This window comes from Xanthomonas cassavae CFBP 4642 (genome assembly GCF_000454545.1).
GTDB classification, from domain to species: Bacteria; Pseudomonadota; Gammaproteobacteria; order Xanthomonadales; family Xanthomonadaceae; genus Xanthomonas; species Xanthomonas cassavae.
Map to the genome: position 1 here is coordinate 4,672,606 of NZ_CM002139.1, position 19,349 is coordinate 4,691,954.

Annotated in this window: 19 protein-coding genes; 12 read left to right on the forward strand and 7 right to left on the reverse strand. The window is 67.4% G+C overall.

Going from position 1 to position 19,349, the window contains the following annotated elements; translation table 11 throughout:
- Positions 1-367: 367 nt before the first annotated feature.
- Entirely contained in the window at positions 368-1,579 is a 1,212-nt protein-coding gene (tyrS, locus tag XCSCFBP4642_RS0120750; protein ID WP_029221459.1) for a tyrosine--tRNA ligase, read from the reverse strand.
- A 170-nt stretch (positions 1,580-1,749) separates the two neighbouring features.
- Here tyrS and XCSCFBP4642_RS0120755 point away from each other — a divergent pair, with 170 nt between their 5' ends.
- Both XCSCFBP4642_RS0120755 and XCSCFBP4642_RS0120760 read left to right on the forward strand, forming a co-directional pair.
- Positions 1,750-3,168, forward strand: a complete 1,419-nt coding sequence (locus tag XCSCFBP4642_RS0120755; protein WP_029221460.1) for a M23 family metallopeptidase — start codon at positions 1,750-1,752, stop codon at positions 3,166-3,168.
- Between the two features lie 263 nt (positions 3,169-3,431).
- Positions 3,432-4,565 (forward strand): anhydro-N-acetylmuramic acid kinase, encoded by a 1,134-nt coding sequence (locus XCSCFBP4642_RS0120760; RefSeq protein WP_029221461.1) that lies wholly within the window; start codon positions 3,432-3,434, stop codon positions 4,563-4,565.
- Between the two features lie 214 nt (positions 4,566-4,779).
- On the opposite strand, the gene XCSCFBP4642_RS0120765 is transcribed toward XCSCFBP4642_RS0120760, so the two are convergent.
- From XCSCFBP4642_RS0120765 to XCSCFBP4642_RS0120775, 3 genes are all read right to left on the reverse strand, one after another.
- On the reverse strand, positions 4,780-5,007 hold the full coding sequence (locus XCSCFBP4642_RS0120765) for a hypothetical protein (protein ID WP_029221462.1): 228 nt from the start codon (positions 5,005-5,007) through the stop codon (positions 4,780-4,782).
- A 58-nt stretch (positions 5,008-5,065) separates the two neighbouring features.
- Positions 5,066-6,361, reverse strand: coding sequence for an AmpG family muropeptide MFS transporter (locus XCSCFBP4642_RS0120770; protein WP_029221463.1), 1,296 nt, complete (start codon positions 6,359-6,361; stop codon positions 5,066-5,068).
- Positions 6,362-6,572: 211 nt separating this feature from the next.
- Positions 6,573-7,373 carry an exodeoxyribonuclease III gene (locus XCSCFBP4642_RS0120775; RefSeq protein WP_029221464.1) on the reverse strand — a complete coding sequence of 267 codons (801 nt, stop codon included), beginning with the start codon at positions 7,371-7,373 and terminating at the stop codon, positions 6,573-6,575.
- A 127-nt stretch (positions 7,374-7,500) separates the two neighbouring features.
- Between XCSCFBP4642_RS0120775 and pyrE the strand changes: the two genes are divergently transcribed.
- The 9 genes from pyrE (at position 7,501) to XCSCFBP4642_RS25505 (ending at position 14,156) form a co-directional block, all read left to right on the forward strand.
- Positions 7,501-8,160: an orotate phosphoribosyltransferase gene (gene pyrE / locus XCSCFBP4642_RS0120780; protein ID WP_029221465.1), complete on the forward strand. Its 660-nt coding sequence runs from the start codon at positions 7,501-7,503 to the stop codon at positions 8,158-8,160.
- Between the two features lie 22 nt (positions 8,161-8,182).
- A complete protein-coding gene (locus tag XCSCFBP4642_RS0120785; protein ID WP_053329607.1) occupies positions 8,183-8,848 on the forward strand; it encodes a hypothetical protein in 666 nt (221 codons plus the stop codon).
- A 119-nt stretch (positions 8,849-8,967) separates the two neighbouring features.
- Positions 8,968-9,765: a ParA family protein gene (locus XCSCFBP4642_RS0120790; RefSeq protein ID WP_029221467.1), complete on the forward strand. Its 798-nt coding sequence runs from the start codon at positions 8,968-8,970 to the stop codon at positions 9,763-9,765.
- Positions 9,765-10,694, forward strand: a complete 930-nt coding sequence (locus XCSCFBP4642_RS0120795; protein ID WP_029221468.1) for a ParB/RepB/Spo0J family partition protein — start codon at positions 9,765-9,767, stop codon at positions 10,692-10,694. The genes XCSCFBP4642_RS0120790 and XCSCFBP4642_RS0120795 overlap by 1 nt, the downstream gene beginning before the upstream one ends.
- Positions 10,695-10,723: 29 nt before the next feature.
- Positions 10,724-11,065, forward strand: coding sequence for a helix-hairpin-helix domain-containing protein (locus XCSCFBP4642_RS0120800; RefSeq protein ID WP_029221469.1), 342 nt, complete (start codon positions 10,724-10,726; stop codon positions 11,063-11,065).
- Positions 11,066-11,084: 19 nt separating this feature from the next.
- Positions 11,085-12,050: an NAD-dependent epimerase/dehydratase family protein gene (locus XCSCFBP4642_RS0120805; protein ID WP_029221470.1), complete on the forward strand. Its 966-nt coding sequence runs from the start codon at positions 11,085-11,087 to the stop codon at positions 12,048-12,050.
- Positions 12,051-12,306: 256 nt separating this feature from the next.
- The gene (locus XCSCFBP4642_RS0120810) at positions 12,307-13,029 is read left to right on the forward strand and encodes a glycosyltransferase family 2 protein (protein WP_029221471.1); all 723 of its coding nucleotides are present in this window, start codon (positions 12,307-12,309) and stop codon (positions 13,027-13,029) included.
- Positions 13,029-13,370 (forward strand): lipid-A-disaccharide synthase N-terminal domain-containing protein, encoded by a 342-nt coding sequence (locus XCSCFBP4642_RS0120815; protein ID WP_029221472.1) that lies wholly within the window; start codon positions 13,029-13,031, stop codon positions 13,368-13,370. The genes XCSCFBP4642_RS0120810 and XCSCFBP4642_RS0120815 overlap by 1 nt, the downstream gene beginning before the upstream one ends.
- A gap of 231 nt (positions 13,371-13,601) precedes the next feature.
- Positions 13,602-14,156 (forward strand): hypothetical protein, encoded by a 555-nt coding sequence (locus XCSCFBP4642_RS25505; RefSeq protein ID WP_029221473.1) that lies wholly within the window; start codon positions 13,602-13,604, stop codon positions 14,154-14,156.
- A gap of 137 nt (positions 14,157-14,293) precedes the next feature.
- Here XCSCFBP4642_RS25505 and XCSCFBP4642_RS28950 read toward each other — a convergent pair whose 3' ends face one another.
- Genes XCSCFBP4642_RS28950 through coaBC form a run of 3 tightly spaced genes read right to left on the reverse strand, consistent with a single transcriptional unit; the run spans position 14,294 to position 18,387 of the window.
- The gene (locus tag XCSCFBP4642_RS28950; RefSeq protein ID WP_029221474.1) at positions 14,294-16,639 is read right to left on the reverse strand and encodes a phosphomannomutase/phosphoglucomutase; all 2,346 of its coding nucleotides are present in this window, start codon (positions 16,637-16,639) and stop codon (positions 14,294-14,296) included.
- Between the two features lie 12 nt (positions 16,640-16,651).
- The gene (dut, locus tag XCSCFBP4642_RS0120830; RefSeq protein WP_029221475.1) at positions 16,652-17,119 is read right to left on the reverse strand and encodes a dUTP diphosphatase; all 468 of its coding nucleotides are present in this window, start codon (positions 17,117-17,119) and stop codon (positions 16,652-16,654) included.
- Positions 17,116-18,387, reverse strand: coding sequence for a bifunctional phosphopantothenoylcysteine decarboxylase/phosphopantothenate--cysteine ligase CoaBC (gene coaBC, locus XCSCFBP4642_RS0120835; protein WP_029221476.1), 1,272 nt, complete (start codon positions 18,385-18,387; stop codon positions 17,116-17,118). The genes dut and coaBC overlap by 4 nt, the downstream gene beginning before the upstream one ends.
- Before the next feature lie 96 nt (positions 18,388-18,483).
- On the opposite strand from coaBC, the gene radC reads away from it, so the two are divergent.
- Entirely contained in the window at positions 18,484-19,170 is a 687-nt protein-coding gene (gene radC / locus XCSCFBP4642_RS0120840; RefSeq protein ID WP_033898619.1) for a RadC family protein, read from the forward strand.
- Positions 19,171-19,349 lie beyond the last annotated feature (179 nt).

Sequence of the window (19,349 nt, forward strand, 5' to 3'; positions counted from 1 at the left end):
CCTCGTGAAGAGGAAGTTGCCGCCGCCGCACCTCAATCCGCCGTAGCGTCTTTCCATGTAGCGAGCCGCCCATCATAGCCGGCTTTTGCGTTTCGTCAACACCCTAAATCAGGGAATCTTCGAACCCGTCCCGCTCTGGTCCGCGTTTGCGGGTCCGTTGCGTCGGGGGAGGCGAACTATATGCCTGCGCAACGGTTTTGGGAAGGGTTTTGTGAAAAATATTTCACGAGATTTCCTGAAACCTAGCACTGCTGCGCAAACCTCTGGGTATTCGTAGTCTGAATATGCCGCTGGGGCTGCCATCCCCTCATACAGAGAGAGCGGCAGCCCACTTGCGATTGCCGCTCTGCAGCAGCGTGGCGCGCCCTTAGCTGTTGACCAGCACCACGCGGGCGAAGTTGCGTTTGCCTACCTGGATCACGCCTTCAAAACCAGGGACCAACATGCGCGCCGCATCTTCGATGACCTCGCCGTCGATCTTGACCGCGCGCTCTTTCAGCTTGCGCGTCGCTTCGGAATTGCTCGGCGTGAGGCCGGCTGCGGTCAGCAGACCGGCGATTCGCAGCCCTTCGGCGGGCACCGCAACTTGCTGCAAAGGCAACAGGCTGGTGTCGCCTTGCCCGGTTACCACGGCATGCCAGCCCGCGATCGCCTGCTCGGCGGTGGCCGCGTCATGGAATCGCGTGGCCAGTTCACGCGCCAGGCGCAGTTTGACATCGCGCGGGTGCAACTCACCGGTGGCGACCTGCTCCTTCAGATGCACCGCTTCGGCCACGCTGATATCGAAGGACAGCAGATCGATCCAACGCCAGGTCAACTCATCGCCGATCTTCATCGTCTTGGTGACGATGTCGATGGCCGGCTCGTTGATGCCGATGTAATTGCCCAGTGACTTGGACATCTTGGCCATGCCGTCCAGGCCTTCCAGCAGCGGCATGGTCAGCACGATCTGCGGGGCCTGGCCGTAATGCTCCTGCAGGCCACGGCCCATCAACAGGTTGAACTTCTGGTCGGTGCCACCGAGTTCGACGTCCGCCTTTAGGGCGACTGAGTCGTAACCCTGCACAAGGGGATAGAGGAATTCGTGGATGGCGATGGGCTGCTGGCCGGTGAAGCGCTTGGCGAAATCGTCGCGCTCCAGCATGCGGGCCACGGTGTGCTGGGCAGAGAGCTTGATCATGTCCGCCGCGGTCATCTGCCCGAACCACTCGGAGTTGAAACGCACTTCCGTACGCTCGCGGTCCAGGATCTTGAAGACCTGCTCTTCATAGGTGCGTGCGTTGGCCAGCACATCCTCGCGGCTGAGCGGCTTGCGGGTGGCGTTCTTGCCACTGGGGTCGCCGATCATGCCGGTGAAGTCGCCGATCAGGAAAATGACCTGATGTCCGAGTTGCTGGAACTGCCGCATCTTGTTGAGCAGCACGGTATGGCCCAGGTGCAGATCCGGCGCGGTGGGATCGAAGCCGGCCTTCACCCGTAGCGGTACGCCCGATGTCAGGCGTGCTTCGAGCTGATCGAGCTTGAGAATCTCGTCGGCGCCACGGCCGATGAGTGCGAGGGATTCTTCGAGAGTGGTCAACCACGGACTCCAGCGGCATTTGCCGTCAACAACGTGAATGATGTTAAACGCGGGTTAATTCCGCGCCAAGTGAAAATAATCAACGAGCTCAATGGTTTGACGCGCTGTTACAGCCTGTCTATGGTACCGGCGATCGGGCTCGCACTTCGAGCCCTCGAGGACATTGAACGATGCAGAACTCAGAGCAGGGCCGTGCACGCAAGCGGCGCTTTCACGAACGCCTCCACGTCCTCCACGACACTGCACTGCATCGCAAGCTCAAGGCGCACCTGCCGGCGGCCTTCAATGACCGCTGGACACGCCGCCATTGGATCCACGCCAGCCTGTTCGCGACCATCGGGGCAATGGTCGCGACCATCGTGCCTGGCTTCTCCAACGCGATCGATACGCCGCTGTCCAGCCATTCCACGCTGGCATTGCCGTTGCCGCCGCTGGTGCCGAGCCGCAAGCAGCTGGCGCCGAGTACCGAGTGGGAGATCCTGCAGGTCAAGCCGGGCCAGACGCTTAGCACCTTGTTCGGCGAATTGGGAATTCCGACCACGGTGATGTACCAGGTGCTGGCGCATCCGGGCACCAAGGAGGCGCTGACCAAGCTGCGTCCGGGCGCGGAGATCGCGTTCGACATACCGACGCCCGGCCAGTTGCGGGCCCTGCGCTTTGATCGCGACGACAGCCACCGGGTGGAATTGCGCCTGCTAGGCGATGCCGTGCGCGAGAACGTGACCGAGCGGGCGACGACCACGCGTACGGTGGTGGCCAGTGGCGAGATCACCAGCTCGCTGTACGCCTCGGCGGACAAGTCCGGGTTGTCGCCGGCAGCGGTGGCGATCATGACCGACGAGATCTTCAAGTACGACATCGACTTCGACAAGGACCTGCAGCCCGGCGACCGTTTCAGCGTGGTGATGGACGAAACCTGGCGCGAGGGCGAGCGGATCAATACCGGCGACATCCTGGCGGCAACCTTCACCACCGGCGGCAAGACCTACACCGGCTTCCGCTTCGAGCGCGCCGGCAAGCCGGCCGAGTACTACGACATCACCGGCCGCCCGCTGAAGAAGAGCTTCATTCGCATGCCGGTGGCCTATAGCCGCATCAGCTCCACCTTCGGCGCGCGCCGGCACCCGGTGCTGGGCACGATGCGCATGCACAAGGGCGTGGACTACGCGGCCGCGTCGGGCACGCCGATCATGGCGGCCGGCGATGCGCGGGTGGTGTTCGTCGGCACCCAGCGCGGCTACGGCAATGTGGTGATCCTGGATCACGGCAGGAACTTCAGCACGCTGTACGGGCACATGTCGCGCTTCGGCAAGATCAAGGCCGGCCAGCGCATCAACCAGGGCACGGTGATCGGCTATGTCGGCATGACCGGCCTAGCGACCGGCCCGCACCTGCATTACGAATTCCGCGTGGCCGGGCAGCAGCGCAACCCGATGTCGGTGACCATGCCGCCTCCGGAACCGTTGCAGGGCGCCGAACTGGCCGCCTTCCGCGCGCAGACCGCACCGGCGATGGCGCGCATCGAAGGTATGGAAAAGCTGATCTATGCCGATGCCGGCAAGCCGGCCAAGGGCAAGTCGCGCGGCTGAGCGCGACCTAGCACTGCGCTTGCCGCCGGCAGACCGGCGGCAAGCGCCTGCAGTGGAGCGGCCATCGGCTGGGATTGCACAACCGGCGACACCGGTTGATTGCTTCCCACGCCATCTCGCCACTACAGCAATGCCGCGTCGCCGGTGCCAAGCGTGCCGGCAGACCTGGACGCAGCCAATGACCACTGCCTTCGAACGCAGGAGCAGTTGACGACCCTGCTCCGGCTGCACAAGCTGGACGGCCGCGCATCTCTGGCTCCGGCATGCCCGCTTTGGAACACGTTGACTCCCCGCTTTACCTGGGCCTGATGTCGGGCACCAGCGCCGACGGCATCGACGCGGCGCTGGTGCGCTTTGCCGACGACAGCCATCGCCGCTGCGCGTTGGTGGCGGGCATCACGGTGCCATGGGCGCCGGCGTTGCGCGAGCTGCTGGTTACGCTGGGCCAGGGCGCAGAGACAGTCGCCATCGATACGCTTGGACGGCTGGATGCACAGGTGGGGCTGGCGTTCGCCGACGCGGCCAACCGACTCATCGACGAGGCCGGGGTGGCGCGCGCCCGTATTCGCGCGATCGGCTCGCATGGGCAGACCATCCGCCACCGCCCCAAGGCCGACCCGGCGTTCACCTGGCAGATCGGCGATGCCAGCCGGATTGCCGAGCACACCGGGATCACCACGGTGGCCGATTTCCGCCGTCGCGACATTGCCGCCGGTGGCCAGGGTGCGCCGCTGATGCCCGCCTTCCATCTGGCCATGCTGGGCGCAGGCGACGAAGACCGCGCCGTGCTCAACCTGGGCGGCATCGGCAACCTGACGCTGATCCCGCGCGACGGCACGGTACTGGGCTTCGATACCGGGCCGGCCAACGCGCTGCTGGACAGCTGGTGCCAGCAGCATCACGGCACCGCGTTCGATGCCGACGGTGCATTCGCGGCCAGCGGCCAGGTGGATACGCGCCTGCTGCAGGCGTTGCTGGCCGACCCATGGTTTGCGCTGGCGCCGCCCAAGAGTACCGGGCGCGAGCAGTTCCACCTGGCCTGGGTGATGCAGGCGATGGGCGATGCGCGCCTGCGCCCGGCCGATGTGCAGGCGACCTTGCTCGAACTCACCGCGGCCACCGTGGCCGACGCCTTGCTGCGGCTGCAACCGCAGACCCGCCGGGTGCTGGTCTGTGGCGGCGGCGTGCGCAATCCGGTGCTGATGGCACGCCTGGCGGCGCGGCTGCCGGGGGTGGTGGTGGAATCCAGCGCGCGGCATGGGCTGGATCCGGATTATCTGGAAGCGATGGGGTTTGCCTGGCTGGCGGCCGAACTCCTGGCCGGTCGCCCGGCGAACCTGCCGTCGGTCACCGGCGCGGCGGGGCTGCGGTTGCTGGGGGCGATCCATCCGGCCTGAGGGTCCTCCCAGGCCATTGCCAGCAGCCGGCGCAAGAGGATAGACGGTTGGGGCGAACGTGGGCTGGAGCCGGCTTCCATCCGGGCCTGAGACGGACCCGCCTGCCGCCAATTGCCTGGCCCCGCTAGTAAGGGCCGGAAGCGCTTCACCACTGCAGGTGTTGCGAATCGGCCCTTTCTAACCCTGCCTGGCAGCCGCCGCAGTTCGCCTGTCGCTAGGGAGTGTTCCCGGCCGGCAGCGCCTTGAGTGCAGCAATCGCTTCGGCCAGGGCATCGACTTCCGGATGCTGCAGGCCGCCAGTGACTTCGTATTCGCTGGCGAACAGCCCTTGCTCGAGCAGATGCATGACGGTCTGGTGCTGGGTCCAGCCCCGTGCGACGGAAATGCGGCGGATGCGGTCCACCAGCAGCGGATCGATGTCACGCAACACCAGATCGGTCATGCCCTTCCTCGTGCGATGCAGTGCCCGGTCGGCATCATCGACAACCTTGACGGCGGTTTCAATCCGGCTGCCTGTCGTGTGCCAGCAGGCGCGGCCAGAGCCAGGCCAATAGCAGCAGGGTCGGGATCACCGTCAGGGCGCTGAGGATGAAGAAGGTGCTGTAGGACGTGGCCTGGACCAGAAACCCGGACACGCCGCCAGCGAACTTGCCCGGCAGATTGGCCAGCGATACCAGCAATGCGTATTGCGTGGCGGTGAAGTTGCGGTCGGTCAGCGACGACATGAAGGCCACCAGCACGGTGGCTGCGAAACCCTGGAACAGGTTGTCGGCGCTGAGCGCGGCATAGAACGCCCACAGCTTGCCCGGGTTGTGCGCCATCAGCAGGAACGCAAGGTTGGACAGCGCTACACCCAGCGCAGCCACCAGCAACATGCGGCGGAAGCCGAATGTCGCCACCGCCGCGCCGCCGGCAAAGGCACCGACAATCCCGATCCACACGCCGAACAGCTTGGAGACGGTGGCGATGTCGGCCTTGGTGTAGCCGGAATCCAGATAGAACGGCCCAGCCATCACGCCGATCACCTGATCGGGGAACTTGTACAAGCCCACGAACAGCAGCAGCACGACCCCCAACGCCACGCCGTTGCCGGAAAAGAAGCTGGAGATGGGTTGCCAGAACGCTCCTGCCACATCGACGCGGCGGACCACCGTGGCTTCGGGTCGGTCGGGCTCGCGGCACACCAGCGTGGTGATGATCGGCAGCAGCATCAACGCCGACATGCCCAGGTACGCCCAGGTCCAGTCGAGGTATTCGGCCATGTACAGTGCGCCTGCACCGCCCAGGATCAGACCGATGCGGTAGCCCAGGGTGTAGGTCGCGGCCAGCGCTGCCTGCGCGGTTTCCGGCGCGATCTCGATGCGGTAGGCATCCACCACCGAATCCTGGGTGGCGCCCCAGAACGAGGCGAACAGCACCCAGCTCACCAGCCCCGTCACGCTCAGGTCCGGGCGCGAGAATGCCAGCGCAACCAAACCAATGGTGACGCCGATCTGCGCGACCAGCAGCCAGGAGCGGCGGCGGCCGAGGAAGGCCGTGAGCGGGAACGCGTAGCGGTCGATCAGCGGCGCCCACAGGAACTTGAGCAGATAGAAGAAGCTGGCCAGGCTGATCAGGCCGATGCTGCCTAGGTCCAGCCCGACATCACGCAGCCGGGTGGACAGGGTCTGCGAGGCGATCAAAAGGAACGGCAGACCGCTGCCGAAACCCAGCAGCGCCATGGTCGCCGCCGATGGCGTGGCGAAGGCTTGCCGGATGCCGCGCAGGCCGTTGTACTTGGGTGCGGGCTTGCTCATGCGTGCGGCCGGTGGGATCGGATGCTGGTCGATGCAGTGCGGGCAGTGTTACCGACCGCGGCGCGGGCCAGGCTGCCGTAACCGCACAATCGGCTCCCTGAAGGGTCTACAGCCGTTGCGATGCTCGCCTGCACCGCGCCAACAAAAGCGCGCCAATCGTGGGTAGCGACACCCGCACCCAGTCTCGCGCCGACCAATTGCGCGCCCTCACTCACAGCGCGTAGTCCACGACGTACGGCGCGTGGTCGGAAAAGCGCTGCTCGCGGTAGATCGCACAGGCCTGCAGCGCATCGCGCAGGCCGGGGGTGACCAGTTGGTAGTCGATGCGCCAACCCACGTTGTTGGCGCGCGCCGCGCCGCGGTTGCTCCACCAGGTGTAGTCCTGGCCTTGCGGATGCAGCACGCGGTACGTGTCGACCCAGCCGCGGCCTTGGGCGGCGTCGGCGTCATCTGGCGCGTCGGCGCACAGGCCGTTGAGCCAGTCGCGCTCGGGCGGCAGGCAGCCGGAATTCTTCTGGTTGGATTTCCAGTTCTTGATGTCCAGCGCGGTGCGCACGATGTTCCAGTCGCCGCACAGCACGTACTGGCGGCCGCTGGCCAGCCACTGCTCCAGGATCGGCCGCAGCCACTGCATCACCTGGAACTTGTAGTCCTGGCGCAATTCGCCCGACGAGCCGGACGGGATATAGAAGGACACCACGCTGAGGTTGCCGAAACGCGCTTCGATATAGCGCCCTTCTTCGTCGAACTCGGGCCAGCCCAGCGCGGTGCGCACCTCGTCGGGTTCGCGCCGGGCGTAGATCGCCACCCCGCTGTAGCCCTTCTTGGTACTGGCATCGCGAAACCAGGCCTTATAGCCGGCCGGCAGGAAGTCCGGCCCGGCCAGCTGGCGCTCCTGGGCCTTGGTCTCCTGGATGCACAGCACATCCGCGTCCTGGGCGACGAACCAGTCGAAAAACCCCTTGCTGGCGGCCGAGCGCAGGCCGTTGGCGTTGAAACTGATGATGCGCATAGATGAAGAACCGGGATTCGGGAGTGGGAATTGGGGATTCGCGAAAGCGTACCGCATCGGCGGATGCCGCAAGGCGCGACCGGCTATGCTTTCCAATCCCAAATCCCCACTCCCCAATCTCGTCACCATGACCGACCACCGCACCCGATTCCTGCAGCTGGCCCTGGACGCCGATGCCTTGCGCTTTGGCGAGTTCACGCTCAAGTCCGGGCGGCTCAGTCCGTATTTCTTCAACGCCGGGCGCTTCGATTCCGGGGCCAAGACTGCGCAGCTGGCGCAGTGCTATGCGGATGCGATCGACGCGGCCGGGGTGGAGTTCGATCTGGTGTTCGGGCCGGCCTACAAGGGCATCCCGTTGGCGACGGCGCTGGCCTGCGCCTACGCCGGGCGCGGCCGCGACCTGCCGCTGGCGTTCAACCGCAAGGAGGCCAAGGACCATGGCGAAGGCGGCACCCTGATCGGGGCGCCACTGGCCGGCCGCAAGGTGCTGATCGTGGACGACGTGATCACCGCCGGTACCGCAATCCGCGAGGCGCTGGCCATCATTCGTGGCGCCGGCGGCATTCCGTCCGGGATCGTGGTGGCGCTGGACCGGCAGGAGATCGCCTCCGAGCAGGACCGCCGCTCGGCGGCGCAGGCGGTGGCGGCCGAGGCCGGCATTGCGGTGATCGCAGTGGCCAATCTTGCCGATCTGCTTGCTTTTGCGGCAGGAAACGCCGACCTTGTGGGCTTCCGGGAACCGCTGCTGGCCTATCGTGGCCGCTACGGCACCGACACCACAGGCTGACGGCAGGCGACAGGGGGCTGCGATGATGCCGAGACACACCCGTTTGGCGTTACTCGTCGCCGTTGCGGCAGCCATGGCCGCCGCGCCTGCCATCGCGCAGGACAAGCCGGCCGCGAAGAAGCTCTATTGCTGGAACAAGAACGGCGCCCGGGTGTGCAGCGATACGCTGCCGCCGGAGGCGGTGAACCAGGCGCGCGACGAGTTCAACGCCAAGAGCGGGCTGCGCAGCGCCGAGGTGCAGCGGGCCATGAACAGCGACGAGCGCGCCGCCGCCGCGGCCAGCGAGCAGCAGCGCCAGGCCGACCTGGCTGCAGAGCAGATGCGCCAGCGCACCGACCAGGCGATGCTGATGTCGTATCAGAGCGAGGACGACCTGCGCCGCGTGTTCAACGAGCGCATTGCCATCGTGGACAACAACATCCATACCGCGCGCTTCAACGTGACCAGCCTGCGTGAAGGCTTGGCCAGCCTGCTACGTAGCGCCGGCGACCGTGAGCTGGCCGGCCAGGCGGTGGCCGACAAGCTGGCCGGCGACATCCAGCAACGCCATCGCGAGCTGATGGCGCAGCTGCGTCTGCAGACCAGCTTCGAGCAGCAACGGGTGGCGCTGGACAGCGAGATCGCCGACATCCTGCAGCGCTACCGGGCCATGAAGGAGCCGCCCGCTGGCGCCTCGCCGACCGGCTGACCGGCGCCTGCGTCATTCATTCCCGCCCGTGCGGCGCACTGCCGCGGGCGGCATTTCCCGATCCGACGCCCTGCCCGCATAATGGCCGGTCTTACTCCCTGCCCACGAGGCTCTCCCGCATGGCCCGGATCATCGCCATTGCCAACCAGAAAGGCGGCGTCGGCAAGACCACGACCGCGGTCAATCTGGCGGCCGGCCTGGCGCGCGCGCCCAAGCGTGTGTTGCTGGTGGATCTGGACTCGCAGGGCAACGCCACCATGGGCAGCGGCATCGACAAGCGCGATGTGGCCGCCTCCACCTGTGACCTGCTGCTGGGCGAGAACAGCGCTGCCGAAATCCGCGTCGCCGCGCCGGAAGGCTTCGACCTGCTGCCGGGCAACATCGACCTGACCGCCGCCGAGATCCAGCTGATGGACCAGGGCGAGCGCGAGCAGCGGCTCAAGCGCGCCCTGGCGCCGATCCGCGACGAGTACGACTTCATCCTGATCGACTGCCCGCCAGCGTTGTCGCTGCTGACGCTCAATGCGTTGACCGCAGCCGATTCGATCATCGTGCCGATGCAGTGCGAGTACTATGCACTGGAAGGGCTGACCGCGCTGCTGGAAACCATCGAAGCGCTGCGCGCCAGCCTGAACCCGGCGCTGGAGATCGAAGGGGTGCTGCGCACCATGTTCGACATCCGCAACAACCTGGCCAATGCGGTGTCGGCCGAGCTGACCGAGCATTTCGGCGACAAGGTGTTTCGCACCATCGTGCCGCGCAACGTGCGCCTGGCCGAGGCGCCCAGCCATGGCCAGAGCATCGTGGGCTACGACCGCACCTCGCGTGGCGGAGTGGCCTACCTGGGCCTGGCCGGCGAGATCGTGCGCCGCCAGAACGACCGCAACAAGGCCGTCCGGCCCGTGGAGACCGTCTGATGAGCAAGCCGCCGCTGGCAAAGAAGCGTGGCCTGGGCCGCGGCCTGGAAGCGCTGCTGGGGCCCAAGGGTGCGGCTGCCGCCGCAGCACCGGCCGGTGCCGACGAACAGGCCTTGCAGCCCGGCGACACCCTGCGCACCTTGGCGGTGACCCAGCTGCAGCCGGGCAAGTACCAGCCGCGCCGGGAGATGGACGAGGTCAAGTTGGCCGAGCTGGCGGCGTCGATCAAGGCGCAGGGGGTGATCCAGCCGATCGTGGCGCGCGAGCTGGCGCCGGAGCAGTTCGAGATCGTGGCCGGCGAACGCCGCTGGCGCGCCTCGCAGCTGGCCGGGCTGACCGACGTGCCGGTGGTGGTGCGCGAGCTGGACGACCGCACCGTCATCGCGATGGCGCTGATCGAGAACATCCAGCGCGAAGACCTCAACCCGCTGGAAGAGGCGCAGGCGCTGCAGCGGTTGATCGACGAATTTTCGCTGACCCATGCCGAGGCCGCCGAAGCGGTAGGCCGCTCGCGCGCGTCGGTGTCCAACCTGCTGCGGCTGCTGGAACTGCCGGTGGCGATCCGGGTGCTGCTGGAAACCCGCCGACTGGAAATGGGTCATGCGCGTGCGCTGCTCACCCTGGCGCCGGAACTGGCCAGCAAGCTGGCCCAGGAAGCGGCCGACCAGGGTTGGTCGGTGCGCGAAGTCGAACACCGTGCGCAGCAGTTCGCCGCCGGCAAGGTACCCGGCTCGCTGCGCAAGGGCAAACCGGCGCCAGTAGCCCCGCAGGCCGACATCGCCTCGCTGGAAACCGAACTGTCCGAATCGCTGGGCACCAAGGTGGTGTTCAATCACGGCCGCGGCGGCAAGGGCAAGCTGGTGATCCACTACACCGACCTGGACACGCTGGAAGGCGTGCTGGAACGGCTGCGCCTGCACAAGGGTTGAGTGCCGCGGCCCGCGCACGAGGAGCACCGATGCATCCTGCCAAGGTCGACCGCGCGCAGCTGCGGCGCCTGACCGACCTGCCCAATGTCGGGCCGGCCTGCGTACAGGATCTGCATCTTCTCGGCATCCACGAGCCGGCACAGCTGCGTGGCTGCGATGCGTTCGAGATGCATGCCCAACTCTGCCAGCGCAGCGGGGTGCGGCACGACCCGTGCGTGATCGATGTGTTCCTGTCGATCGTGCGCTTCATGCAGGGCGAGGCGCCACGCCACTGGTGGGAATTCAGCGCCGAGCGCAAGACGATCCTGGCAAGCCGATCCGCGCTGACGGCGGAGCAGCCGCCATCCGGCGACCCCGCCCTTCGTACGTGATGTCTTCAGGACTACTGCCATGACCATTCTCGTCACCGGCGCCGCCGGTTTCATCGGTGCCTACACCTGCCGCGCCCTGGCTGAACGCGGTGAGACGGTGGTGGGACTGGACAACTACAACAGCTACTACGACCCGCAGCTCAAGCGCGACCGGGTGGCGGCGCTGTGCCCGGACCTCGACCTGCGCACGCTGGACCTGACCGACCGCGACGGCCTGGCCGGGTTGTTCGATCAGATTCAGCCAACCCGCGTGGTGCATCTGGCTGCGCAGGCAGGGGTGCGCTATTCGCTGGAAAACCCTGCCGCTTATGTCGACAGCAACCTGGCCGGCTTCGTCAACATGCTCGAGCTGTGCCGGCACCGCGGCGTGCAGCATCTGGTGTATGCCTCCAGCAGCTCGGTCTACGGCGACTCGGCCACCCCGCCGTTCTCCGAAGACCAGCGTGTGGACCAGCCGCGCTCGTTGTATGCCGCGACCAAGGCCGCCAACGAACTGATGGGCTACACCTATGCGCAGCTGTATGGCCTGTGCGCGACCGGGCTGCGCTTTTTCACCGTGTACGGTCCATGGGGGCGGCCGGACATGGCGCCGCTGATCTTCAGCCGCGCGGTGCTAGCCGGGCGCCCGATCGCGGTGTTCAACCACGGCAGGATGCAGCGCGACTTCACCTTCGTGGACGACATCGTGGCCGGCGTGCTCGGCGCGCTGGACGCGCCCAGCGACGCGCCGGTACCGCACCGGGTGTTCAACCTGGGCAACCACACGCCGGTGGAGCTGGAGACCTTCATCGAGGTGATCGCCCAGGCGGCCGGTCGCCCGGCCGAGAAGGTCTACAAGCCGATGCAGCCGGGCGACATGCTCCGCACCATGGCCGACACCCGACGCGCGCAGGCGGCCTTCGGGTTCGATCCGGCCACCCCGGTCGAGCGCGGCCTGCCGCAGGTAGTGGAGTGGTGCCGGCAGTACTTCGGCGACCGCGCCTGAACGTGTTGCAGCGCAGGTAACACCGCGGGCCAGGGAGCGCTCGGCCGTCGCCGCAACCCGTACACTGCGGCGATAGCAGCCATCCGGCTGCCGCCAGCGTGCCAAGGCGAGCCTGGCGGCATGCGGCCCTAAACGCTCCCGGCCGCTTGTGCGCATACCGGTACGGCGGATGCGCACAGGCTTCATGCCTGGCTCAGACGCTCAGGGCACAATGCGCGATCTTTTTGCTCTGCCCTCCTCCGGCCACCACGAATCCATGAGCCAACCTCAGCTTTCCGTCGTCGTCCCGGTGTTCAACGAACGCGATAACGTCGCGGCCCTGGTCGGCGAAATCGTCGCAGCGCTGCGCGGCCTGGTGGCCTTTGAAATCGTCTATGTCGACGACCACTCGCGCGATGACACCCTGGCCGTGCTGCAGGGCCTGAAGGCCACCACGCCGGAACTGCGCGTGCTGCATCACGTGACCCAGAGCGGACAAAGCACGGCGGTACGCAGCGGGGTCAAGGCCGCGCGCGCCAGCTGGATCGCCACCCTGGATGGCGACGGTCAGAACGATCCGGCCGACATCCCCAAGCTGCTCATCGCGCGCAGCCAGGCGCAGCCGCAGGTCAAGCTGTTTGCCGGCTGGCGGGTCAACCGCCAGGATTCCGGCTCCAAGCGCTGGGCCAGCAAGTGGGCCAACGCGATCCGCTCGCGCATGCTGCAAGACAACACGCCCGACACCGGCTGCGGCATCAAGCTGTTCGAGCGCGAGGCGTTCCTGGACCTGCCCTGTTTCGACCACATGCACCGTTACCTGCCGGCACTGATGCAACGCGCCGGCTGGCGCACGGTGAGCGTGCCGGTGAACCACCGCCATCGCACCGCCGGCGTGTCCAAGTACAACAATCTCAATCGTGCGCTGGTGGGCATCCGCGACCTGCGCGGCGTGGCGTGGCTGATCACCCGCAGCAAGCGCACCGTGGTGGAGGAACGTTGATGGAAACGAGCCTGCTGGACCAGCCACTGACCTGGCTGTACTGGACCGGCATCCATGTCACCGGCTGGAAGCTGATCGGCTATGTGGGTGCACTGATGTTCGGCGGCCGCTGGCTGGTGCAGTTCGTTGCCTCCAAGCGCGCAGGAAAGCCGGTGATCCCGCGGCTGTTCTGGTACATGAGCGTGGTCGGCAGCCTGATGACGCTGAGCTACTTCGTGTTCTCGGCCAAGCAGGATTCGGTGGGCGTGCTGCAGAACCTGTTTCCAGCGTTCACTGCGTTTTACAGTCTGTATCTGGATGTGAAGCATCGCGGCTGGAAACGCGATCGGGCTGGGCATTGAGGGGCTGGGATTGGGGATTGGGGATTCGTCGGTAGTCGATAGTCGGCGCGTACAAGCCGTGTTGGTGGATAGATCGCTCCAGACGGCGCCAGGTTGTTCTTGTGGCTGGCCGCGTTGCGAAAAAGCGCTGCAGCTGGCGCCTGATTCTTACGCAGCGTTGCGCAGGTGGCCGACGCCTTGATGCGCGGCTGGATGATGGTGATGCCCTAACGGCGCGGGCAGGCTGTGGGCATGTCCAGCGCGTCCGTCCCTTGTTCGGTTTTCGTGCCAGCGCCCACTGCGGCGTATTGGCATCTGTGCCTGCCCACCCATCAAGGCGTGCCGTTGTTTGCGGACTGGCGCTGCGCGCGTGCGGCTGCGGCCACCTTGGCGATGCCGCGTCATTGGCACGGTGCGCAGCTGTTGTGCTGGGTACTGCTGCCACAGCACTGGTGCGGCTTGCTGCAGGCGCCAGGCAAGGCGGGCTTGCTGCAACTGGCGGGCGCTGCACGGCTGGCAGCCGGCAAAGCGGTCAATCGCGCACGCGGGCGCGGCGGCACCATCTGGCAACCGGAGATGCAGGCGGCGGCGCTTCCAGCGGATATCGATCACCGGCAGTTCGCGCGCAGCCTGGTGGCGTCGCCGTTGCGCGCCGGGTTGGTCGACCGGATCGGCGCGTATCCGTACTGGGATGCGGTGTGGCTGCAGCGCGACGGCCCGCAGGCCATCGAACCGGCGGTTATGGCCAACGGCCTGCACCTGCATGCAGTGGCCGGCAATGCCGGTAGCAGCGGCAGCGAATGCTGAGCCTGCCGCTGCGGCACGCCTGCTTCCCTGCCTGCCGATGTGGCGCGCCCGATTCGCCTTCGCCGCCGTTCTACAGCGTCGCGACCAACGGTGCTGACGCTGCAGGGGCGAGGCCGCTGGCGGCGAAGCCCCCGGGCTCAGAACGCCAGCGGATGCCCGGGCAACAGTGCCTGCAATTCGCTGCGGAACAGCGCGCGGATGCGCTCCAGCGCCGCTTCGCTGTCGGCTTCGAACCGCAGCACCAGGATTGGCGTGGTGTTGGAGGCGCGCACCAGGCCACAGCCGTCGACGAAGTCTGCGCGCAACCCGTCGATCGTGGACAGGCGTGCGGATTCGAACGGCGATTCTTCGCCGACCTGCGCGCGCTCGACAAAGCGCGCCACCAGCGCATGCGCATCGCCCTCCACCGGCACCTTGATCTCCGGGGTGGAGACGCTTTCGGGCAGGGCGTCCAGCACTTCGGACGGGGTTTCCTCGCGCTGGGCCAGGATTTCCAGCAGGCGCGCAGCGGCGTAGATGCCGTCATCGAAGCCGTACCAGCGCTCCTTGAAGAAGAAATGCCCGCTCATCTCGCCGGCCAGCTCGGCATCGGTTTCGCGCATCTTCGACTTGATCAGCGAATGCCCGGTCTTCCACATCAGCGGGCTGCCGCCATTGCGCAGTACGTAATCGGACAGCTTGCCGGTGCACTTCACGTCGTAGATGACCAACGCGCCGGGATTACGCTGCAACACATCGGCGGCGAACAGCATCAGCAGGCGGTCGGGGAACACCACCGCGCCTTCCTTGGTCACCACGCCCAGGCGATCGGCGTCGCCGTCGAAGGCCACGCCGATATCGGCGTCGAAACGCTGCACCATCTTCACCAGATCGTCGAGATTGTGCGGCTCGCTCGGGTCCGGATGGTGGTTGGGGAATGTGCCATCGATGTCGCAATACAGCGGCACGACGTCGGCACCGATCGCCTCCAGCAGGCGTGGCGCAATCTCGCCGGCCGCGCCATTGCCGGCGTCCACGACGACCTTGATCGGGCGGTCGAGCTGCACGTCATAGGAGACGCGCTGGATATAGGCATCGCTGAGATCGCGCTGCGCCAGCTCGCCGGACGCGGCGGCAGTATGCAGGCGGCCTTCGTTGATGCGCTGGTGCAGTTCGGCGATGGCCGTGCCGGACAGCGTCTCGCCACCGATGACGATCTTGAAACCGTTGTAGTCCGGTGGATTGTGGCTGCCGGTCACCGCCACGCAGCTGCCGGCACGCAACTCGTACGCGCCGAAGTACACCATCGGCGTCGGTGCCAGGCCGATGTCGGTCACGTTGCAGCCGGCGCGCCGCAGACCTTCGATCAGCCCGTTGGCCAGTTCCGGGCCGGACAGGCGCCCGTCGCGGCCCACTACCACATCGCGCAGGCCCTGTGCCTGCATCACGCTGCCGATGGCCTGGCCGATCAGCGCCGCCACGCCGGGATTGAGATCTTTTCCGACCACGCCACGGATGTCGTAGGCGCGGAACATGTCGGTGGCGACCTGCACCGCCGGCACCAGCGCTGGCGTGGCGGGCTGCGCTGCCTCATCCGCCGCAGCCGCCTCGCTGGCGAGGCTGGCGTCGTGTTGCAGGCTTTGACTAAAAGTGGGTTCGTCGGCCGTCGTGGCGCCGGCAACGCGGCGACGCGGCAACGCCATCCGGCCACGGCTGGCCAGCACCAGCAACACGGCAATGACGCCCAGCAAGCCCGCCACGATGGCGCAACCCACCGCGCCCAGGCCCAGCGGGCCGGCATCGCCCTGCGGCACCGCTGCGGCCACGCGCAGGCCGCTGGTGCCCAGCGGCCTGGCCAGCGTTTCGGCGGCGTCGGCCAGTGCCGCATCACCCTGTTGGGTCACGTTGTAGCTGCCCTGGCGCAGCGCCAGGTAGGCGCTGCCGGGCACCGCGATCGCATCCAGCGGTCCGGTCAGACGCAGCAGCGGCAATCGCGCATACGCCACTGCCGGCTGCCCGCCCAGGCGCACCGCGGCCGCCACGCCCAGGCGCACCTGTCTGGCGTCGCGCACCACGCGCACCTGCGCATGGTCGGCCACCTGCGCCGATTCGAGCAGGCTCAGGCGCGCGTAACCGAACTCCTTGGGGGTGGCATAGGCCGCGGCAAGGTCGCCAGGCAGCACCTGCACGTCCTCGGCGCCCTTGAAACGCTCACGGATGATCGAGGCGGCGGCCAATGCGTCGCCATTGCCCAGCGCAGTGACGACCGCTGGTTGCTTGAGCACGGTATCGAGCTGGCTGGCCTGCGCGGCCATCGCCTGGCCGACCTCCTGCACCGCGCGGTCGCGGGCCTGCTCCAGGGTCTGCGCAATCGACTCTTCGTGCCATTGCGCATAGCTGTTCCAGCCGAACCACGCGGCCAGCAGCAGCAACACGCCCCCCAATACCGGACCACTCATACGCACGCTGGACATCGACTGCCTGCGCTCGTTCGCCTTGCTCATGCGACTCCCCCGTCAGCGCACCCCGGTGTGGCCGAATCCACCCGCTCCCCGCGCGCTGTCGACGAAAGTATCCACCACTTGCAGGCCCACGCGCACGATCGGCAGGATCACCAGCTGCGCGATGCGGTCGCCCGGCTCGATGGTGAAGGCCTCGCGCCCGCGATTCCAGGTGCTGATCAGCAGCGGCCCCTGGTAATCGGCATCGATGAGCCCGGTGCCGTTGCCGAGCACGATGCCGTGGCGATGGCCCAGGCCCGAGCGCGGCAGGATCACCGCGCACAGCTGCGGGTCGGCCAGATGGATGGCGATGCCGCTGGGAATCAGCGCCGCATCGCCGGGTTCCAGCGTCATCGGCGCTTCCAGTGCGGCACGCAGGTCCATGCCTGCGCTGGCCTCGGTGGCGTAGGCCGGCAACGGCCACACGTCGCCGAAGCGCGGATCGAGCAACTTCAGCTGCAAGGTGTGGGTCGGGTCGCTCATGCCTGCAATCTCTCCGCGATCAGGGCCAGCAGTTGGTCGGCCAGCTGGGTCTTGCTGCTGCTGGGGAACACACGCTCGCCGCCCTGCCAGTAGGCGGTGGCAGCGTTGTTGTCGCTTTCGAACCCGCCGCCCTCGATCCCCACCTGGTTGGCGATGATCAGGTCCAGCCGCTTGGCCGCCAGCTTGCCACGCGCGTAATGCTCCACGTCGTGCGTTTCGGCCGCAAAACCGACCACCAATTTGAGCGCGCCGGTCTGCGCGGCGACCTCGGACAGGATGTCCGGGGTGCGCACCAGTTCCAGGGTGAGCGTTTCACCGGTCTTTTTGATCTTCTGCGACACCACCCGCTTGGGGGTGTAGTCGGCGACCGCGGCCGCGCCGATGTAGATATCGGCCGGGAAGGCGCCCAGCACCGCGTCGCGCATCTGCGCGGCCGAGCGCACGTCGATGCGCTGCACCCCGGACGGGGTGGTCTGGTGCACCGGCCCGCTGACCAGGACGACGTCGGCGCCCTGGCGGGCAGCGGCGGCGGCCAGGGCGTAGCCCATCTTGCCGCTACTGCGGTTGCCGACGTAGCGCACCGGGTCCAGGTCTTCGAACGTGGGCCCGGCGCTGATCACGATGCGCAGGCCCTCCAGCTGCGCGCTGCTGGGAATGAACACCGGTCCCGTGGCGGCCAGGGCGGCGGCAGGCGCGGCGGCCACGGCCTCTGCGCCTGCCAGTGCAGCGATGATCGCCGCCGGCTCGGCCAGCCGGCCGGGACCGGATTCGCCTTCGGCCAGCGGGCCGTCCTCGGGGCCGACCACTGCCACACCGCGCGCGCGCAGGGTGGCGATATTGGCCTGGGTGGCCGCATGCAGCCACATGCGGTGGTTCATCGCCGGGGCCACGGTCAGCGGCGCGCTCGTGGCCAGGCACAGCGTGGTGACCAGATCGTCGGCCAGCCCGTGCGCCAGCCGCGCGAGCAGGTCGGCGGTGGCCGGCGCCACGATCACCCGGTCGGCCCAACGGGCCAGTTCGATATGCCCCATCGCCTGCTCGGCGGCACTGTCCCACAGCGTGGTGCGGGTCGGTTGCCCGGACAGCGCCTGGAAGCTCAGCGGGGTGACGAACTGTTGTGCACCGCTGGTCATGGCGACCTGCACCTGCGCGCCGGCGTCGCCCAGGCGACGGACCAGTTCAAGCGATTTGTAAGCGGCAATGCCTCCGCCGACGCACAGCAGCAAACGCTGTCCGTCCAGGGGGCGGGCCTGAGTGGAGCCGATCACGTCGGAGTCGTCCTACGGTTACAAGGACAACTAGATTAGCCGATGGCCCCGCCTGGCCTGATGGGCGTGGGCGATAAGCACCGGCAATCTCGCCATATGCACATACACGACTGGCCCAGCACCGAACGCCCGCGCGAAAAACTCCTGGCGCGCGGCGCGCCTGCCCTCTCCGACGCCGAGCTGCTGGCGATCTTCGTCGGCTCGGGCCTGCGCGGCCAGGACGCGGTCAAGACCGCGCGCGAGCTGCTGCACCGGCACGGACCGCTACGCGTGCTGCTGGACCGCCCGGCCTCGGCCCTGGCGCGCCTACCTGGCCTGGGCCCGGCCTCGGCGTGCAAGCTCAACGCGGCGCTGGAACTGGCGCACCGCCACCTGATGAGCGGGCTGGAGCGCGGCGAGGCGCTCAGCGACCCGCCCAGCGTGGGCCGCTATTTTTCGCAGCGGCTGCGCGCACGCGCCTATGAGGTGTTCGCGGCACTGTTCCTGGACAACCGCCACCGCGCGATCGCCTTCGAGGAAATGTTCACAGGCACCATCGACGGCGCCGACATCCATCCGCGCGAAGTGGTGCGGCGGGCGCTGCTGCACAACGCCGCGGCGGTGATCGTGGGTCACAACCACCCATCCGGCAATCCGGAGCCGTCCGAGGCCGACCGCGCCGTCACCCAACGCCTGCTGCAAGGGCTGGACCTGGTGGATATCCGCCTGCTGGACCACTTCGTGATCGGCGACGGCCGGCCGGTCTCGCTGGCCGAGCGCGGCTGGCTGGACTGGCGCGCCTGATGCCCTGCCGGACGCGATGCCATCCGGGCGGCTGCCGTGGTCAGCGGGGGGCAGCACCGGTGGTGCGCAGTGCCAGGGCAGCTGCGTGCCAGATGCTAGCTGCGATGACCAGCCAATCCGCACGGGAGGCAGCCTTTGCCGCGCGTGAGCCATAGCGCACGAGGGCATCTGCCGGCGCC

What these genes read in the sequence shown, in the direction of transcription:
- XCSCFBP4642_RS0120755 (WP_029221460.1), top strand. Translation starts at nt 1,750, where the DNA reads ATGCAGAACTCAGAGCAGGGCCGTGCACGCAAGCGGCGCTTTCACGAA.
- XCSCFBP4642_RS0120760 (WP_029221461.1), top strand. Translation starts at nt 3,432, where the DNA reads ATGCCCGCTTTGGAACACGTTGACTCCCCGCTTTACCTGGGCCTGATG.
- XCSCFBP4642_RS0120765 (WP_029221462.1), bottom strand. Translation starts at nt 5,007, where the DNA reads ATGACCGATCTGGTGTTGCGTGACATCGATCCGCTGCTGGTGGACCGC.
- XCSCFBP4642_RS0120770 (WP_029221463.1), bottom strand. Translation starts at nt 6,361, where the DNA reads ATGAGCAAGCCCGCACCCAAGTACAACGGCCTGCGCGGCATCCGGCAA.
- XCSCFBP4642_RS0120775 (WP_029221464.1), bottom strand. Translation starts at nt 7,373, where the DNA reads ATGCGCATCATCAGTTTCAACGCCAACGGCCTGCGCTCGGCCGCCAGC.
- pyrE (WP_029221465.1), top strand. Translation starts at nt 7,501, where the DNA reads ATGACCGACCACCGCACCCGATTCCTGCAGCTGGCCCTGGACGCCGAT.
- XCSCFBP4642_RS0120785 (WP_053329607.1), top strand. Translation starts at nt 8,183, where the DNA reads ATGATGCCGAGACACACCCGTTTGGCGTTACTCGTCGCCGTTGCGGCA.
- XCSCFBP4642_RS0120790 (WP_029221467.1), top strand. Translation starts at nt 8,968, where the DNA reads ATGGCCCGGATCATCGCCATTGCCAACCAGAAAGGCGGCGTCGGCAAG.
- XCSCFBP4642_RS0120795 (WP_029221468.1), top strand. Translation starts at nt 9,765, where the DNA reads ATGAGCAAGCCGCCGCTGGCAAAGAAGCGTGGCCTGGGCCGCGGCCTG.
- XCSCFBP4642_RS0120800 (WP_029221469.1), top strand. Translation starts at nt 10,724, where the DNA reads ATGCATCCTGCCAAGGTCGACCGCGCGCAGCTGCGGCGCCTGACCGAC.
- XCSCFBP4642_RS0120805 (WP_029221470.1), top strand. Translation starts at nt 11,085, where the DNA reads ATGACCATTCTCGTCACCGGCGCCGCCGGTTTCATCGGTGCCTACACC.
- XCSCFBP4642_RS0120810 (WP_029221471.1), top strand. Translation starts at nt 12,307, where the DNA reads ATGAGCCAACCTCAGCTTTCCGTCGTCGTCCCGGTGTTCAACGAACGC.
- XCSCFBP4642_RS0120815 (WP_029221472.1), top strand. Translation starts at nt 13,029, where the DNA reads ATGGAAACGAGCCTGCTGGACCAGCCACTGACCTGGCTGTACTGGACC.
- XCSCFBP4642_RS25505 (WP_029221473.1), top strand. Translation starts at nt 13,602, where the DNA reads ATGTCCAGCGCGTCCGTCCCTTGTTCGGTTTTCGTGCCAGCGCCCACT.
- XCSCFBP4642_RS28950 (WP_029221474.1), bottom strand. Translation starts at nt 16,639, where the DNA reads ATGAGCAAGGCGAACGAGCGCAGGCAGTCGATGTCCAGCGTGCGTATG.
- dut (WP_029221475.1), bottom strand. Translation starts at nt 17,119, where the DNA reads ATGAGCGACCCGACCCACACCTTGCAGCTGAAGTTGCTCGATCCGCGC.
- radC (WP_033898619.1), top strand. Translation starts at nt 18,484, where the DNA reads ATGCACATACACGACTGGCCCAGCACCGAACGCCCGCGCGAAAAACTC.